The sequence below is a fragment of the Bartonella sp. AP57NXGY genome (assembly GCF_042195805.1).
GTDB lineage: Bacteria > Pseudomonadota > Alphaproteobacteria > Rhizobiales > Rhizobiaceae > Bartonella.
Genome location: NZ_JBHIOZ010000009.1, coordinates 19,292 through 36,587 on the forward strand (window position 1 = coordinate 19,292; position 17,296 = coordinate 36,587).

The following is a 17,296-nucleotide window of genomic DNA, read 5'->3' on the forward strand; positions in this document are numbered from 1 at the left end:
CCTTGTGTGATACACAAAAACAAAATCATCTACGATATTATTGAAACATTTAATGAATTAAAACCACTGATTGTCTAAAATTTCTGCATAATTGTAAGAGAGCTTTTTGCTAATGAACAATTTTCTGCCCTTGTTTACAAAATAATAGTGATACGCTTTTGTAATAAAAATTTTATATTCCATAGCGTTTAACTAAACAGTTTAGTTTAAAAATACGCTACTAAAGAAGTGCTTTTTTCTTAATTAAACAACACATTTTCTTAGAGAGAAAATCTATAACTGCTGAAAATATTTTATTTATAAAAAACTTTCTTAAAATATAATAACATATTAATTTATAATAATAATTTATCTTTTTTCTATTTCTATATTGTATGAAAGATCCTAATAGCGCAAACCTCTCTTATGTTGAATCAATAAAATTTATCCACTTGTACATCACAAGCGGAGTTAGTTTTATAGATAAACTACTGAACAAAGGAAACCCTCCCTATGAATCATCTCACGTGCCTAAAGCCATAATAAATTTATGCTCATATATTAAACATCTATTATTGCACTTCTGTACAAATATCATCTCTCAGTTTTATAACGTGAATAAAAAATATAGCTTTTATCAATTTCTTTTAAGTTATTTCTTAAATAAAAGAATCTACTAAAATGATAAATTCTTTTCATCTTTCATAATATCAAAGATATAAATCGTTAATGATTTAAGTTTTAAGAAAAAATGAATTCAAAGTATCATTTTGTTTCCCTATATAACACAATTTAGAGCTATAAAATATTTCTCTTATCGTATTAATGAAACAATATTTATGATATGAGATGTATCGTCATTAAAATAATTAATCAGATAAAAATAAAAAACTACAAGCACAAAAAATTATGCATAAAAAGAAAACATAAAAAAGATATATGATTTTATTATTTAATATATATATTAAATCTTATATGATAAGAACAATAGATAATATCTTATGTGCATAAAATTACTTTATTATAAATAATAATTAAAAACAAAAAATTAAAATATATTTTAACTATTATTTAGTATATAATCTTAATTTCTCTGTATTTATATGAGTAAATTTTTAATTGAATAATTCTTGAACATGAAAACGTATACGATCTATAATATTCTTTTTCTTGTTTGGAAGCATTATATTATGTACTTCTTTAATGGTATTACAAAGCTTAGGTGCACTTTTTACAAACCAATTATCTTCTGTAAGACTATTTTTTATATCGTCAAATATTTGTTTTTCATAACTATAAGAGCCATCTGTTAATAATTCTTTAATATCCCTGACTAAACTAGGACTTATTGAATTATTTGCGCCTTTAGCCCAACTAAAATCTTTATCTTTCCAATCAAAATCTTTGCGCAAAATAGCACCTATATCACTTTGCAATATATCCGCTAACGTATTGCAAGCAATAATAAATATGAGATAATTTTTCATTATCTCATCATCACCTCCACTTTTCTCATTCATTCCCCATTCATTAAACGTTTGAGTTTTTTTTAAATAATCTTTTGCTTTAATCAACTTTTCTTCATACTCCCCTACTTCATACTCTCTCGCTATATGTATTCTAGAGATAATTTTTTGTTTTTTTTCAGCTAGATCCTGTAATTTCGAACCAAGATTATAATATTCATCCTTCAGAGTTTTCAGTTTTTTATATAACTTATTCCGTTCCTGTAAACGCTCATAGTATTCTGCTTTAGAAATATTTTTTTCCCAAATATCCAAATGAGATATACTTTCTTCAATAAATTGTATGCTCTCTTTAATATTCTTTCTTTTGTTTTTTAAATGTTGGTATTGTTCATCAGAAGATAACTCAGCATAAGCGTTTTTTACGCCATATATCAAAGTGAGTAATAAAAAGACGATAGTTAGACACTTTTGTAATGAAGAAAGCATGCTATCTTTATCTAAATTCTTTCTAAAAAATTTACAGGAGCTTATTAGCTTATTATATTGAAAGTGCTATTTATTGCAGTTAAACCGTCTAATCTATTTTCTTCATTATATCAATACGTATATAATAAAAACCAAATAAATATATAAGGGCTCTTTATTATAAACTTAAATTTTATTCTTATACAAAATCAATAACTGTTTGTTTTTATAGAATGATTTTATAAAAATGAGTAATAATTCTAAAATAATAAAGAAATTTTTTAAACAGAATGTTGTTCTGCCATTTCGACAAGCTGTGTTATAATATTCGCTGCTCCAACAAGCCTTTCATCCGCTGTGGACCAATCACGAATAAGAGCAATACTTTGATCTGGTCGGATTTTTGCCATTGAACCTTGTTTTCCCACCCACTGAACAAGAGCAACACTATTTGCGAAATAGTTATTACGAAACTGTATGACAATCCCCTTTGGTCCTGTATCTAATTTTTCTACATGCGCTTTTCGACACAATGTTTTGATATAAAAGACTTTAAGAAGGTGTTGAACCTCAAGGGGTAAAGGACCAAAGCGATCAATTAACTCCGCTGCAAATTCATCAATTTGTTCTAAATCATCAAGTTCTGTTAAACGACGATAAAGTCCCATACGTAACGATAAGTCAGGCACGAAACTTTCTGGTATCATCACTGTTGTACCAAGGGAAATTTGAGGTGACCATTGCTTATCTTCATTTAGCTCTCCATCTTTTAATTCAGCAACAGCTTCTTCAAGCATTTTTTGATAGAGTTCAAATCCAACTTCTTTGATATGCCCCGATTGCTCTTCACCTAAAAAATTGCCTGAACCGCGGATATCCATGTCATGGCTTGCCAATTGAAAACCGGCCCCTAAGGTGTCAAGAGATTGTAACACTTTAAGACGGCGATCAGCAGCAATTGTTAAAACTTTACCAGCAGGAAATGTAAAGAGAGCATACGCACGTTGTTTTGAACGTCCTACCCTACCACGTAACTGATAAAGGGCAGAAAGACCAAACATCTCAGCACGATGCACAATTAGGGTATTGGCTGTTGGAATATCAAGACCTGATTCAATAATGGTTGTTGAGAGCAGCACATCATATTGTCCATCATAAAATGCATTCATGATATCATCAAGTTGTCCAGCCGGCATTTGTCCATGAGCCACAACGAATTTCAGTTCTGGCACATGTGTTTTGAGATATTCTTCTACAAAAGCCAGATCAGAAATACGAGGACAAACATAGAAACTTTGTCCACCACGATAATATTCTCGAAGCAGGGTCTCTCGTATAACAAGTGCATCAAAGGGTGAAATAAAAGTACGAACCGCCATTCTATCAATGGGGGGGGTTGTTATCAATGAAAGTTCACGTACACCCGATAAAGCTAACCCTAAAGTGCGTGGTATGGGAGTTGCTGAAAGTGTGAGAACATGAATATCACTTTTAAGCTCTTTTAAACGCTCTTTGTGTTTGACACCAAAATGCTGTTCCTCATCAATGATAAGAAGACCTAACCGTAAAAAATTAACTGCATCACTTAATAATGCATGGGTTCCAATGACAATATCGATTGTACCATCTGAAACACCTTTTTTTACTCGTGCAAGTTCTTTCGCTTTTACAAGCCTCGAAGCATGTCCAATTTTAACCGGTAATCCTTGAAAACGCGAAATAAATGTTTTGTAATGTTGACGTGAAAGCAAAGTTGTCGGTACAACAACAGCAACCTGATATCCATTTAATGCTGCAACAAAAGCACTTCGAATGGCTACTTCAGTTTTTCCAAAACCAACATCACCGCATATCAAGCGATCCATCGGCTTGCCTGAGGCTAGATCGTCCAAAACAGCATCAATTGCATTCATTTGATCTTCCGTTTCTTCATAGGGAAAGCAAGCAACAAACTCATCAAATGGTCCAATTGGTGGAAGTAAAGCAGGCGCAGCACGAGTCATACGCTCTGCAGCTATACGGATTAATTGCCCTGCCATTTCCAATAAATGTTTTTTAAGCCGAGCTTTACGTGCCTGCCAAGCAACACCTCCTAATTTATCTAAAGTTACCTCTGTTCCTTCTGAGCCATAACGTGAGAGAAGCTCAATATTTTCAACAGGTAAAAAGAGTAAATCACCTCCAGCATATCTAATTTCAAGGCAGTCTCGTAAAATTCCAGTGGTTCTGATGGTTTTAAGACCAACAAATTGGCCAATACCGTGGTCGATATGCACAATAATATCACCAGAATTTAAAGCAGAAATTTCAGAAATAAAATTTGTATTATTCTTACGCCGCTTTGGCGATCTTATAAAACGATCGCCAAGGATATCTTGCTCTGCTATAATAGCCAAATCTTCAGCCACAAAACCATGTTCTATCATGATAACAGCTGCTAATATGCGATCCCGAGGTGTTGCTTTGACAGTTTGCAAAGATTTTGCAACATCTATTTTTTTCAATCCATGCTCATCGAGAACTTGTAACAAACGATTGAGAGATCCTTCACTCCAACACGCTAAAAGCACTTTTTTACCAGCAGCGCGTAAAGATGCGATATGATCAATAACACTTGAAAAAACATTTTTTTCCTGCGCATTACGCTCTTTTACAAAATCATATCCCTGTTTAACATGTGCGTGAATAATAGTTTGTTCCAAACTTTGTGGAACATTAAAAGGAGAAAAATCAATACGCTGTGAAGATTGTTGCGCACCTTCCAAAACACGCTCTGGCGTTAAATAAAAAAGACTAGGATCTATTGGATGATAAGAAGTAGAATTTTTTTCATCACTTTCGCGCTCTTTGCGCGCATTATAATAGTCTTCAATAAGACGATAGCGCTCAATGAAGACTTCTTCTATGAGATGCTCAAAAACTATCGGTAAGTTGCCACAATGATCAAAAAAGCTATCAAGGTTTTCATAAAAAAATGGAAGCCAATGTTCCATACCGGCAAAACGCCGACCTTGAGAAATTGCTTCATAAAGCATGTTATTTTTTTGTGATACACCAAATGTACGGGTATAATTGCTTTTAAAACGACTGATGCGTTCTGGTGTAAGAACAACCTCACTCATTGCCTGTAATAAAAGTTCAGTTTTTTGGCCTGTTGTCCTTTGACTTTCTGGATCAAATACGCGGATACTTTCTAGGGTATCTCCAAAAAAATCAAGGCGTAAAGGTTCAACATCCATCGGAGAAAAGATATCAAGTATTCCTCCTCTTACAGCAAACTCACCAACATCACGGACAACCGTAACGCGTTCAAAACCATTGGTTTCTAGAAATTGAATAAGATTTCCCATGTTATTGCGCTGGCCAACACGTGCGTGAATAAGCTGAGCTTCTATCATTTCACGAGGAGGCAACTTTTGCATAATTGCATTTGCTGTTGTTAATATAATTGCAGAATATGGATCTTTCCGTAAATTTGCTATGTGTGCCAATGTTGATAGTCGACGTGCCATAACAGCAATTCCTGGTGATACGCGATCATAAGGCAAACAATCCCATGCAGGAAATTGAAGTACGGGTAAATTGGGTTCAATAAAATTTAAAACTTGTTGTAAATGCGCAATTTTTGTTCCGTCACGGACAACATAGATGAGCGGTTTACCTTGTGCAATTTCTGAACTTAATTTAGCAAGCGCAAAGGCTTCAAATCCATCAGTAACGCCATCTAAAATCATACGAACAGAATTATTTTTTGGAATAACAATTTTTTTAAATATAGGCATCGGGATTAATAACTTAAGCAAGTACGATAATTGGCAATATCACGGAAAAGTGGACTATCAACTTCAGAGGGGGGCAAAATTTCTCCAGTAATCCATGTGAGTAAATCACGATCATCAAAAGACATAATATACTCAAGCTCAGAGAGCGTTCTATCATTCATCCCAGTAATATGAGCATCGACATAATGTCCAAAAATGAGATCCATTTCACGAATACCGCGATGCCATGCACGAAAAATCAATCGACGACGACGAGCATCTAATTGATTTTTGTCAACGACAAAAACTGTCATAAAAAATCTCCTTTAATAAAGTAATATAAACTATTCAATTAGTCGTATAAAATTTTTACCTTGCTTTAAGGAAGTTCTATAATCTTTTGTTCTTTAAGTGTAATTCGACGATGCATTTGCTTAGCCAAAGCGTAATTATGTGTTGCAATAAGAGCAGAAAGACCAGACTGACGAACAAGGATAGATAAAGCTTGAAAGACATAAGCTGAAGTTACTGGATCAAGATTTCCTGTAGGTTCATCAGCCAAAAGAACCGAAGGGCCATTTGCTACTGCACGTGCAATAGCAACACGTTGTTGTTCTCCTCCCGATAACTCTGAGGGACGATGGTTCGCACGATGAGAAACACGCAGATACGTCAATAATTTGCGCGCACGATCTTCTGCTATAGATTTTTTTAATCCTGCTATCATTTGCGGTATCATGACATTTTCTACCGCCGTAAACTCTGGAAGTAAATGATGAAATTGATAAACAAAACCAATATCATTTCGTCTTATAGCTGTTCGCTCACTATCAGAGCGCTTTGCACAAGAAACACCCCGTAACATCACATCACCAGCTGTTGGTTTTTCTAATAATCCAGCAATATGAAGAAGTGTTGATTTTCCAGCACCAGATGGTGCAACAAGTGCGACAAGCTCTCCACGATTAAGAATAAAATTCGCTTTATCTAAAACAATGAGTGGCTTATGACTCTCGAAAAAGTGTCTTTCAATCTCTACAAGCTCTAAAATAGCTGTCATTATTCATACCTCAAAGCTTGTACGGGATCTAGCTTAGCAGCACGCCATGCCGGAATGAGAGCAGCAAGAAACGACAAGAATAAAGCCATCATAGCAACCAAGATGGTCTGTTTCCACTCAATTTGTGCAGGCAATTTTGTTAAAAAATAAAGTTGAGGATTAAAAACGTCGACATTAAATAACCAAGATATAAAATCTTGGATATGATTAATATTCGCGGTCGCGATAACACCTAAAACTAAACCCAATATAGTTCCAATAAAACCAATCATCATTCCTGTAATGATAAATATACGCAAAATCGCACTCTGTTGAGCCCCCATCGTGCGTAAAATTGCAATATCATGACTTTTATCTTTTACAAGCATAATCAGCCCTGAAATAATATTTAAAGCAGCAACAAGAACGATCAGAGAAAGAATGAAAAACATAACATTTCGTTCAATCTGTAAGGCTGAAAAAAAAGCCTGATTGCGTGTACGCCAATCAATTAAATAGACCTGTTGTTCAACTACTTTTTCTACAACAGGTTTTATTTGATCAACAGCATCAGGATCATTTAGAAATAATTCCAAAGACTGAACCTTATCTCCCAAATTAAAAAACATTTGTGCTTCATGGAGAGGCATAAAGATAAATATTGAATCATATTCAGACATACCAACTTCAAAAATAGCAACGACTTTATAAGCTTTCACACGTGGGGTAACGCCAAAAGGAGTCTCATCACCATCTGGAGTAATAATACGAATATCTCTTCCAACTGTCAGTCCTAATTTTTCTGCTAAGCCACTTCCAATTGCAACACCTTCTTCTTGATCAAACCGAGAAATCGATCCTAATTTAATGTTTTGAGAGACTGTTTTAAGCTTTTCTAGATCTTGTTTGCGCATACCACGAACTAACGCGCCAGAGCCACCTTGAACTTCACCTTGAACAAGCGCTTGACCTTCAATAACAGGTAAAGCAAACTTCACACCATTTGTAGTTTCTAAAGAAGAAATAAGAGTCTTATAATCAGAGAAACCAGAATCAACTGTTTGAATAATAAGATGCCCATTCATACCAAGAATACGATTGAGAAGTTCTGTACGAAAGCCATTCATCACCGCCATAACAACAACCAGAGCAAATACGCCCAACATAATCCCAATAAGAGAAATAATTGAAATAACAGATGCAACGACATGTTTTTTATTGGGAATCATATAACGAAAAGCGATCATCCACTCATAAGATGAAAAGCATTTTTTTTTCAGCCTCTTCATAATATTTCCTATTAAATTATAGAAAGTTGGCTGAGCACATCTTCAACCTTTAGAGATTTTTTTATTCCTGTTTTTCGATCTTTAATTTCAACTTCATTTTGTGCAATACTGTTAGGACCAACAATGATTTGCGTTGGCAAACCAATCAAATCCATTGTTGCAAATTTTGATCCAGGGCGTTCATTTCTATCATCTAATAACGGATCAAAACCAACCTTCTTTAATCCCTGATAGAGAAACTCACATGCCTGTGTGCATTTTTCATCATCGGGCTTCATATTGATAATCCCAAAATCAAACGGTGCCATAAACTTTGGCCAAATAATACCATTTTCATCATGAGAAGCCTCAATAGCGGCCGCAACAAGACGCGAAGGCCCAATACCATAAGATCCCATAGAGACCACATGCTCTTTTCCATCTTGTCCCATAACTTTTGCTCCCATTGGAGCAGAATATTTAGTACCAAAGTGGAAAATATGCCCTACTTCAATACCACGCGCTGAAAGACGATTATGATCAGAAACTTTAGCCCACTCCTCTTCATTATGCATTTCTTCCGTTGCTGCATAAAAAGATGTCCATTGCTTAACAATATCATCTAAAACAGCTTTATCACTAAAATCGATTGAACTATCAGGAACGGTAAGTTCAAGAAATTGTTTATCACAGAAGATAGCACTCTCTCCTGTTTCAGCCAAAATGATAAATTCATGACTGAGTTCCCCCCCTATTGGACCTGTATCTGCACGCATAGGAATTGCTTTTAAGCCAAGGCGAGAAAAAGTGCGTAAATAAGCAACAAACATACGATTATAAGATGTTTCAGAGCCTTCATAATCAAGATCAAAAGAATAAGCATCTTTCATTAAAAATTCTCGTGCTCGCATCACACCAAAACGTGGACGAATTTCATCACGAAATTTCCATTGAATATGATATAAATTAAGCGGAAGATCTTTATAAGAACGAACATAAGAGCGAAAAATATCTGTTACCATCTCTTCATTGGTTGGACCATAAAGTAAATCACGCTTTTGACGATCTTTAATGCGGAGCATTTCCAAACCATAATCATCATAACGACCGCTTTCACGCCAAAGATCAGCAGACTGAATTGTAGGCATCAATATTTCTATTGCACCCGCACGTTCTTGCTCTTCACGAATAATTTTACAAACTTTATCAAGCACTTTTTTTCCCAAAGGAAGCCAAGAATAAATCCCTGATGTTTGTTGTCGAATCATTCCAGCGCGCAACATGAAGCGATGAGAAACAATTTCTGCTTCTTTAGGATTCTCTTTTAAAAGTGGAAGGAAATATTGAGAAAGACGCATTGAAATAATTAACTCCTAATCAGATCTATCATATCGGAACAATTTATCACACCCTCTATTCATCTATAGCCGCATTCTGAATACTTGCAAATATAACGATCTTATCATTTAAAAATTTATTGTGCTTTATTCTCTATTTTTCTTATTTAGCAATAAAATAAAAATGCTCTTCTCTTTTTAAATAACGTAATAGGAAAGTTCTTTTATTTTGACCGATGTAAAAAAACTGTACAGATAGGTTTTTTTTGCCAAATTTCATGAACAGCCGCTCTTACTGCACGTCGTGTTGCCTCTCGAATAAGTTCATTATTTTTCTGTTTCATGCGTGGGATATTATAAACTGTATTTTCTACGATATCTAAAAGAATATCTTTTAAACTTTCCCCCTTTCCATTACTTTCAGGTAACCCGAATGTTGTTAGACCTATATCCCCTAATAATTCATGCTTACTATTTATATGGAGAGAAATAGTAACATGACCAGCATAACTTAGTTTACGGCGTTCACGAATCCCTAATTCATCTTCATCTCCAATTAAGCAACCATCCTTATAGATGCGGCCAACAGGAACTTGATCAATAACTTCTACAGGCTCTGGTGCAAGACGTAACATATAGCCATTTCTGATATCCATAACAGTTTTAATACCCGCTTGACGTGCTAAAGTTGCCTGAGCCTTAAGATGCATTGCTTCCCCATGTACAGGGACAAGTATTTGTGGCTTTATCCAATCATACATCTGTAAAAGTTCTGAACGACGGGGATGACCTGAAACATGAACAAGTGCATCTTCATTCGTAATAATTTTAATACCCAAATCAATGAAACGATTTTGTACCTCAATAATCGCTTTTTCGTTTCCTGGAATACTTCGTGATGAATAAATAACGGTATCACCAGCGGAAAGTGCAATATTTTTCATTCCATCACGTGACAGTTTAGCCAAAGCAGCACATGGCTCACCTTGGCTCCCTGTGACAATTAAAACAAGATCTTTTCGCGAGATGTACCCATAATCATCTTCCGTTACAAATGGTGCTAAACCATTCATATAACCAAGCTCTTGTGCAACCATAATACTTCGCTTAAGGGAACGCCCAATGACAAGCACCTTACGTCCAGCAGCTTCAGCTGCAAGAGCAATAGAACGTATCCGACCAATATTAGAAGAAAAAGTTGCTATCGCAACGCGCCCTTCAGCTTTAGAAATAATCTCTGAAAGACTGGCTTGAACTTGCTGTTCTGAAGGAGAGATACCATCCCGACATGCATTTGTGGAATCACAAAGTAATGCTAAAACACCTTTTTTGCCTAAGGCACGAAATCTTTTTTCATCGGTTACAGCCCCGAGTGAAGGGGTATGATCAATTTTCCAATCACCAGTATGAATCACAGTCCCCAAAGAGGTTGTAATTGCTAAAGATACAGATTCTGGTATTGAATGGTTAACGGCTATAGCCTCTACAGCAAAGGAACCTACCTGAAAACAATCACCAGCTTGAAAAATATTGAGTAAAATTTTTTGAGATTCAAAATCTAATTGTTTTTTAGTTTCCAATAATCCTGCCGTAAAAGGCGTACAGTAAATCGGCACTTGTAACTTTGGACATAAATCAAGAACGGCCCCATAATGATCTTCATGTGCATGTGTTAAAACAAGACCCCGTATATTGTGTTTTTCACTTTCTAGAAAACGAATATCAGGCAAAACAAGATCGACACCTGGTAATTCAGAACCAGCAAAACTAATCCCCATATCAACCAGCAGCCATTCACGAAGATATTGGGGACCAAATCCGTAAGCAGCTAAATTCATCCCTATTTCACCTACACCTCCCAGAGGTAAAAAAACAAATTCACATCTATTGGCTGCAACCATAAACATCTCCCAAATCATTAAGGTATCTGATGATAAAATAATTTTTCAATAACGGCCTGCATTAACAGAATCAGCCAAACCAAAATGAACATCCCCAGCTGTTATAATGGCTGTCTGACCGTCTTTTCGCTTTATGATGCAGTTAAAATCACTATCAAGACCATCAAAAATACCCTCAATGACTTTTTCATCATTCACCACTTTGACATGTTTCCCAAGATGAGCGGAATATAAAAGCCATTTTTTTCGGATTATTTCACATCCTTTTGGTTGTTTCCAAAGAAGGTAATTTTTAGAAAAACACTCCGTCAAAACCGTAAATAATTGTTCTGCATCAATACGCAACCCGATATTCTTTAAGCTTGAAGTGGAATAGGGCGCATCTTCATAATTATATTTCACATTTATTCCAATCCCAATAACCAAGGCATATTGTTGTGATGACAATTTTAAAATCTCAAGCAAAACTCCAGAGCTTTTTTCTCCTCTGAGCAAAATATCGTTTGGCCATTTTAAGCTCACAATATTGTTTGTCTGCTTTTCCTCTTTTATCAATTGTTTTATTGCCTCTGCCACACTTACTCCAGCAACAAAACCAAGTTGAGCCGCAGTTTGATGAACAATATCATCAATTAATAAAAGACTAGAATAAAGGTTCCCTTTTGGACTAGACCAAGTCCTCCCTCTTCTTGCTCTTCCCTGTGATTGTTCTTGTGCAACAATCCAAAGATTACCTTGATGACCAGTTTGCGCTTTTCGTTGCGCAATAAGATTTGTTGAATCAACACTATCGTACGCTTCAACAGTGTATCCCTGTTTTTGTGCAAAATCTGATAAAGTATAAACCATATTCATTAAAACAATGCTGTTGCTGCTTTTTCTGCTAGCTCAGCGAACCAAACTCCAAAAAGCGCGTAAAATAAAATAAAGAATACAGAAAGACCAAGACAAAATTGAAGCTCTTTCGATAAAGCAACAAAATGCGCTTTTGCATCATCAAACCACATAATTTTAATGACTCGCAAATAGTAAAAAGCCCCAACTACAGACGCTATCATCCCAACGACAGCAAGTGGCGTAAGTCCAGCGTGGACAGCAGCAGAAAATGTATACCACTTTCCAAAAAAACCAGCCATAGGAGGTATGCTTGCTAAAGAAAAAAGCTGTATTGTCATCACAACAGCCATAAACGGATTCGTCTTTGCTAACCCTGAAAGATCATAAATATTTTCAACATTTCCATTCTGAGAGCGCATTCCAAGAATAAAGGCAAATGAACCAAGCGTCATTCCAAGATAAATAGTCATATAAAGGATAACGCTTTTTATCCCAAGCATATCTCCAGCAGATAAACCAACAAGTGCATAACCCATATGACTGATCGACGAATAAGCCATTAAGCGCTTAATATTATTCTGACCGATTGCAGCAAAAGCACCCAGTATCATTGATGTAATCGCCATGAACACCAAAATTTGTTGCCATGCAGGCATCACGTTATCAACACGCCCTAGGGGAATAAAGGTCACCACAATAATACGGATGACTAAAGCCATTGCAGCAACTTTAGGGGCACCAGCAAAAAATGCTGTAATCGGTGTGGGCGCTCCTTCATAAACATCAGGTGTCCACATATGAAACGGAACAGCAGAAATTTTGAAAGCCAAACCAGCTAAAATAAAGACAATTCCAAAAATGACCCCCAATTGTACATTTTTGCCCTTTAAAGCAAGAGCAATTTCGTGAAAACCAATTTGACCGGTAAAACCATAAAGCAAAGAAATACCATAAAGAAGCAACCCTGAAGATAATGCTCCTAAAACAAAGTATTTTATACCGGCTTCAGAAGATTTTACATTATTACGATTAATCGCTGCTAAAACATATAAAGCTAAAGATTGCAGCTCTAACCCCATATAAAGCGACAGCATATTACCCGCTGAAATCATAAACATCATTCCAAGGGTTGCTAAAAGAACAAGTACTGGAAACTCAAATATATTAAACTTTTGTGCATTGGCAAAACCAACAGACATGATAAGAGAAAAGAGTGCACCAATAAGCATTAAAATTTTCATATAACGACTAAAGGAATCGATAACGAGCGCATTGGTTTGAAATGAACCATTTTTCGGAAAAACTATAAGAATAATAATGGTTGCCACAAGAAGTGCCATAGCTAAACCTGTCACTGTTAAAGAAGCACGTGTATTGGAATAAACACCAATCATAAGCAGCATGACAGCTCCTAATGCAATTAAAAGCTCTGGAAGAATTAAGACTAATTGCGCTATTATTTCAGTTTGCATGTGCATTCTTCCCTTATCTAGTGCAGTTTATTGATGAGGGTTTCTACGGAAAACGCCGTTGCCTTAAGAATAGGCGTTGGATAGATACCAAAGAATATTGTAAGAATAACCATTGGATAAAGGAGGAGTTTTTCTCTTAAAGAAAGATCTATTAATACTTTTAAATTCTCTTTATCCAAGGAACCAAAAATCACACGCCGATAAAGATAAAGGGCATAGGCTGCCGATAAGATAACACCTGTTGTTGCTAAAACAACAACCAATTTATTTACTTGAAAAACACCTATTAAGGTTAAAAATTCACCCAAAAATCCTGAGCTTCCAGGCAAACCAACATTTGCCATGGTAAAAATTAAGAAAACAACAGCATATTTAGGCATATTATTCACTAAACCACCAAACGCTGAAATTTCACGTGTATGCAAGCGATCATAGATAACCCCAACACAAAGAAACAATGCTGCTGAAACAATTCCATGGGATAGCATCTGATAAATAGCCCCTTGTATCCCCTGTTCATTCACAGCAAAAATACCCATCGTTACATATCCCATATGCGCTATTGAGGAATATGCAATAAGTTTTTTGATGTCACTTTGAACAAGTGCAACCAGTGATGTATAAATAATAGCGATAAGCGATAATGTGAAAACAAAAGGCGCAAAATCTGCTGAAGCGATAGGAAACATAGGTAAAGAAAAACGAAGAAAACCATACCCACCTAATTTAAGTAAGACACCAGCTAAAATAACAGAACCCGCTGTCGGTGCTTCTACGTGAGCATCAGGGAGCCATGTATGAACTGGCCACATTGGCATTTTAACTGCGAAAGAAGCAAAAAATGCAAGCCATAGCCATATTTGCATATGAGCAGGAAACTGATAATTGAGTAAAGTTGGTATATCAAGTGTCCCAGCCTCCCAATACATAACCATAAGAGCAACCAGCATAAGCACTGAACCAAGTAAAGTATATAAGAAAAACTTTATACTTGCATAAACACGACGTGCTCCTCCCCATACACCTATAATGATAAACATTGGAATGAGGCTGCCTTCAAAAAAAACATAGAATAGCATTGCATCAAGAGCACAAAAAACACCAATAATCGCAACTTCTAGAAGAAGAAACGCAATCATATAGGCTTTTAATCTCTCTTTAACATTCTCCCAACTTGCTAAAATACAGAAAGGCAAAAGAAAAGCCGAGAGAACAACAAAAAGAATAGAAATACCATCGACCCCCATATGATAGCTAATACCACCCCCTAACCAACTGGATTTTTCAACCATTTGAAAATTTTGGTTGCTAGAATCAAATCCTATCCAAATAATTAAAGAAATAATAAAAACAAATAGAGTCGTAAAAAATGCGACATTACGTATATTATGGCGTGCTACTTCACTATCATCTTTGATAAACAAAATCAGAAGAACACCAACAAGCGGCAAAAATGTAACCGTAGAAAGAATAGGCCAATCGGTCATTAGTTTACGCCCCCGATCATCATCCATGTAATGAGCAATGCAACGCCGATAAGCATTGCAAATGCATAGTGGTAAAGATAGCCTGTTTGCATTCGAACAACTCTATTTGTAATATCAACAACACGCGCTGCAATACCATTGGGACCTAGACCATCAATAATCTTACCGTCTCCCACTTTCCAAAGAAAAGAACCAATTCTAAAGGTAGGACGAACAAATAAAAAGTTATATAATTGATCGAAATACCACTTTTGGTAAAGAAAGTGATACACTCCTGGCATAATACGCGCCATTTTCTTGGGAAGAGAGGGAGCCACAATATAAAATAAATAAGCCAACATAAACCCAAGAATCATTGCTATAAAAGGCGACCATTTTACCCAATTAAAAACATGGTGAGCATCATGAAGAATATGATTATGGCTGCTTGTAAACAATGCTCCCTTCCAAAAAGCATTATACAAGTCACCAAAAAAGTAAGGTTGGAAAACGACACCAGAAAATATTGCTCCAATAGATAAAAGAAAGAGTGGAATCAACATAACTGGAGGCGATTCATGAACATGATGCATCACATCAACTGTTGCCCGTGGTTTACCATGGAATGTCATAAAGATAAGTCGCCATGAATAGAAACTTGTTAAAAAGGCAGCAAAAACAAGAAGATAAAAAGCATATCCTGAAGCAATATTATGAGATGCAAAAGCAGACTCTATAATCGCATCTTTTGAGAAGAAACCTGCAGTCCCGAAAAGTGTTCCTGGAATTCCAACTCCGGTCAAGGCAATGGTCCCGACCATCATCATCCAATAGGTGATCTTTATATGTTTGCGTAACCCACCCATTTTTCGCATATCTTGTTCATCAGACACAGAATGAATCACAGAACCTGCACCAAGAAACAATAAGGCTTTAAAAAAAGCATGCGTAAAAAGATGAAAGACAGCAGCGCCATAAGCTCCAACACCTAATGCCACAAACATATAACCAAGTTGAGAGCATGTAGAATAAGCAATAACACGCTTAATATCATTCTGCACCAACCCCACAGTTGCTGCAAAAAACGCTGTTGTTGCACCAACAATAATAATCACGGTCAAAGCAGTTGAAGAAAGTTCAAAAATTGGCGACATACGCGCAATCATAAAAACACCAGCCGTTACCATTGTAGCGGCATGAATAAGCGCTGATACAGGGGTTGGCCCTTCCATTGCATCAGGCAGCCAAGTATGTAAAAGAAATTGTGCGGATTTTCCCATCGCACCAATAAATAATAAAAGACATGTAATGGTAATTGCCGTCTGCCCATCAAATTGCCAATCTAAAAATGTCATATTTTGTATAAAGCTCTTGTCGGCAGCTTTTGCAAAAATAGAGGCAAAATCAACCGATTGGAACAAAACAAAAATACTAAAGATTCCTAAGAGAAAACCAAAGTCTCCAACACGGTTAACTACAAAAGCTTTCATTGCGGCCTTATTAGCAGAATCGCGCTGAAACCAAAAACCAATGAGTAAATAAGAAGCAAGTCCGACACCTTCCCATCCAAAAAACATCTGAATCAAATTATTGGATGTGACCAACATAAGCATCATAAATGTAAACAAAGAAAGATAAGAAAAAAAACGAGACCTTGAAGGGTCATGGTGCATATAACCAATTGAATAAATATGCACTAATGCCGAAACACTATTCACAACAATAAGCATGACAGCTGTTAATGCATCAACATGTAAAGCCCAATTAAAGCTTAAGTCACCAACAGTCATCCAATGTAATACCAATACATCAATCGCTGGAATATGACCAAGTGCAGTACTGAAAAATGCTATCCACGATAATATGGCAACAACAACCATAAAGCTACATGTTATCAATTCACTCGCACGATCTCCTATCGTTTTTCCACCTAGTGCAGCAATTAAAAAACCCAAAAGCGGAAGAAAGACAATCGTATAATACATCACTGGTTAGCCTTTCATTACATTAACATCTTCAACCGCAATGGAACCACGATTACGGAAAAAAACGACCAGAATTGCTAAACCAATGGCAGCTTCAGCAGCTGCTACGGTTAAGACAAATAAAGCGAATACCTGACCAACGAGATCATGAAGAAATGCTGAAAATGCAACAAAATTGAGATTAACTGAAAGCAATATAAGCTCAATGGACATCAAGATAATAATCACATTTTTTCTGTTGAGAAAAATTCCAGCAATACCAATTGTAAACATCAAAGCAGAAACAGTGAGATAATGTGTAATATCAATATACATCT

12 protein-coding genes are annotated in these 17,296 nt (G+C 35.9%); all 12 read right to left on the bottom strand.

What is annotated here, in order from left to right:
* Positions 1–1,094: 1,094 nt before the first annotated feature.
* On the bottom strand, positions 1,095–1,934 hold the full coding sequence (locus tag ACFIL8_RS02585; RefSeq protein ID WP_375688855.1) for a hypothetical protein: 840 nt from the start codon (positions 1,932–1,934) through the stop codon (positions 1,095–1,097).
* A 260-nt stretch (positions 1,935–2,194) separates the two neighbouring features.
* On the bottom strand, positions 2,195–5,695 hold the full coding sequence (gene mfd / locus ACFIL8_RS02590; RefSeq protein ID WP_375638392.1) for a transcription-repair coupling factor: 3,501 nt from the start codon (positions 5,693–5,695) through the stop codon (positions 2,195–2,197).
* Between the two features lie 5 nt (positions 5,696–5,700).
* Positions 5,701–5,988, bottom strand: a complete 288-nt coding sequence (locus ACFIL8_RS02595; protein ID WP_273791268.1) for a succinate dehydrogenase assembly factor 2 — start codon at positions 5,986–5,988, stop codon at positions 5,701–5,703.
* 65 nt (positions 5,989–6,053) lie between these two features.
* A complete protein-coding gene (locus ACFIL8_RS02600; protein ID WP_375688857.1) occupies positions 6,054–6,734 on the bottom strand; it encodes an ABC transporter ATP-binding protein in 681 nt (226 codons plus the stop codon).
* On the bottom strand, positions 6,734–8,002 hold the full coding sequence (locus ACFIL8_RS02605; protein WP_375628078.1) for a lipoprotein-releasing ABC transporter permease subunit: 1,269 nt from the start codon (positions 8,000–8,002) through the stop codon (positions 6,734–6,736). The genes ACFIL8_RS02600 and ACFIL8_RS02605 overlap by 1 nt, the downstream gene beginning before the upstream one ends.
* Before the next feature lie 11 nt (positions 8,003–8,013).
* Entirely contained in the window at positions 8,014–9,339 is a 1,326-nt protein-coding gene (proS, locus tag ACFIL8_RS02610; protein ID WP_375628076.1) for a proline--tRNA ligase, read from the bottom strand.
* Between the two features lie 203 nt (positions 9,340–9,542).
* The gene (locus ACFIL8_RS02615; RefSeq protein ID WP_375628074.1) at positions 9,543–11,219 is read right to left on the bottom strand and encodes a ribonuclease J; all 1,677 of its coding nucleotides are present in this window, start codon (positions 11,217–11,219) and stop codon (positions 9,543–9,545) included.
* A gap of 45 nt (positions 11,220–11,264) precedes the next feature.
* Positions 11,265–12,074, bottom strand: coding sequence for a biotin--[acetyl-CoA-carboxylase] ligase (locus ACFIL8_RS02620; protein WP_375613451.1), 810 nt, complete (start codon positions 12,072–12,074; stop codon positions 11,265–11,267).
* Entirely contained in the window at positions 12,074–13,528 is a 1,455-nt protein-coding gene (gene nuoN, locus ACFIL8_RS02625) for an NADH-quinone oxidoreductase subunit NuoN (RefSeq protein ID WP_375688859.1), read from the bottom strand. The genes ACFIL8_RS02620 and nuoN overlap by 1 nt, the downstream gene beginning before the upstream one ends.
* A 17-nt stretch (positions 13,529–13,545) precedes the next feature.
* Positions 13,546–15,015, bottom strand: coding sequence for an NADH-quinone oxidoreductase subunit M (locus ACFIL8_RS02630; protein WP_375628157.1), 1,470 nt, complete (start codon positions 15,013–15,015; stop codon positions 13,546–13,548).
* Positions 15,015–16,979, bottom strand: a complete 1,965-nt coding sequence (nuoL, locus tag ACFIL8_RS02635) for an NADH-quinone oxidoreductase subunit L (RefSeq protein ID WP_375638389.1) — start codon at positions 16,977–16,979, stop codon at positions 15,015–15,017. Before nuoL ends, ACFIL8_RS02630 begins: the two co-directional genes overlap by 1 nt.
* Positions 16,980–16,985: 6 nt before the next feature.
* Complete coding sequence (gene nuoK, locus ACFIL8_RS02640) at positions 16,986–17,294, bottom strand: NADH-quinone oxidoreductase subunit NuoK (protein WP_273791275.1); 309 nt, start codon at positions 17,292–17,294, stop codon at positions 16,986–16,988.
* Between the last annotated feature and the right edge of the window lie 2 nt (positions 17,295–17,296).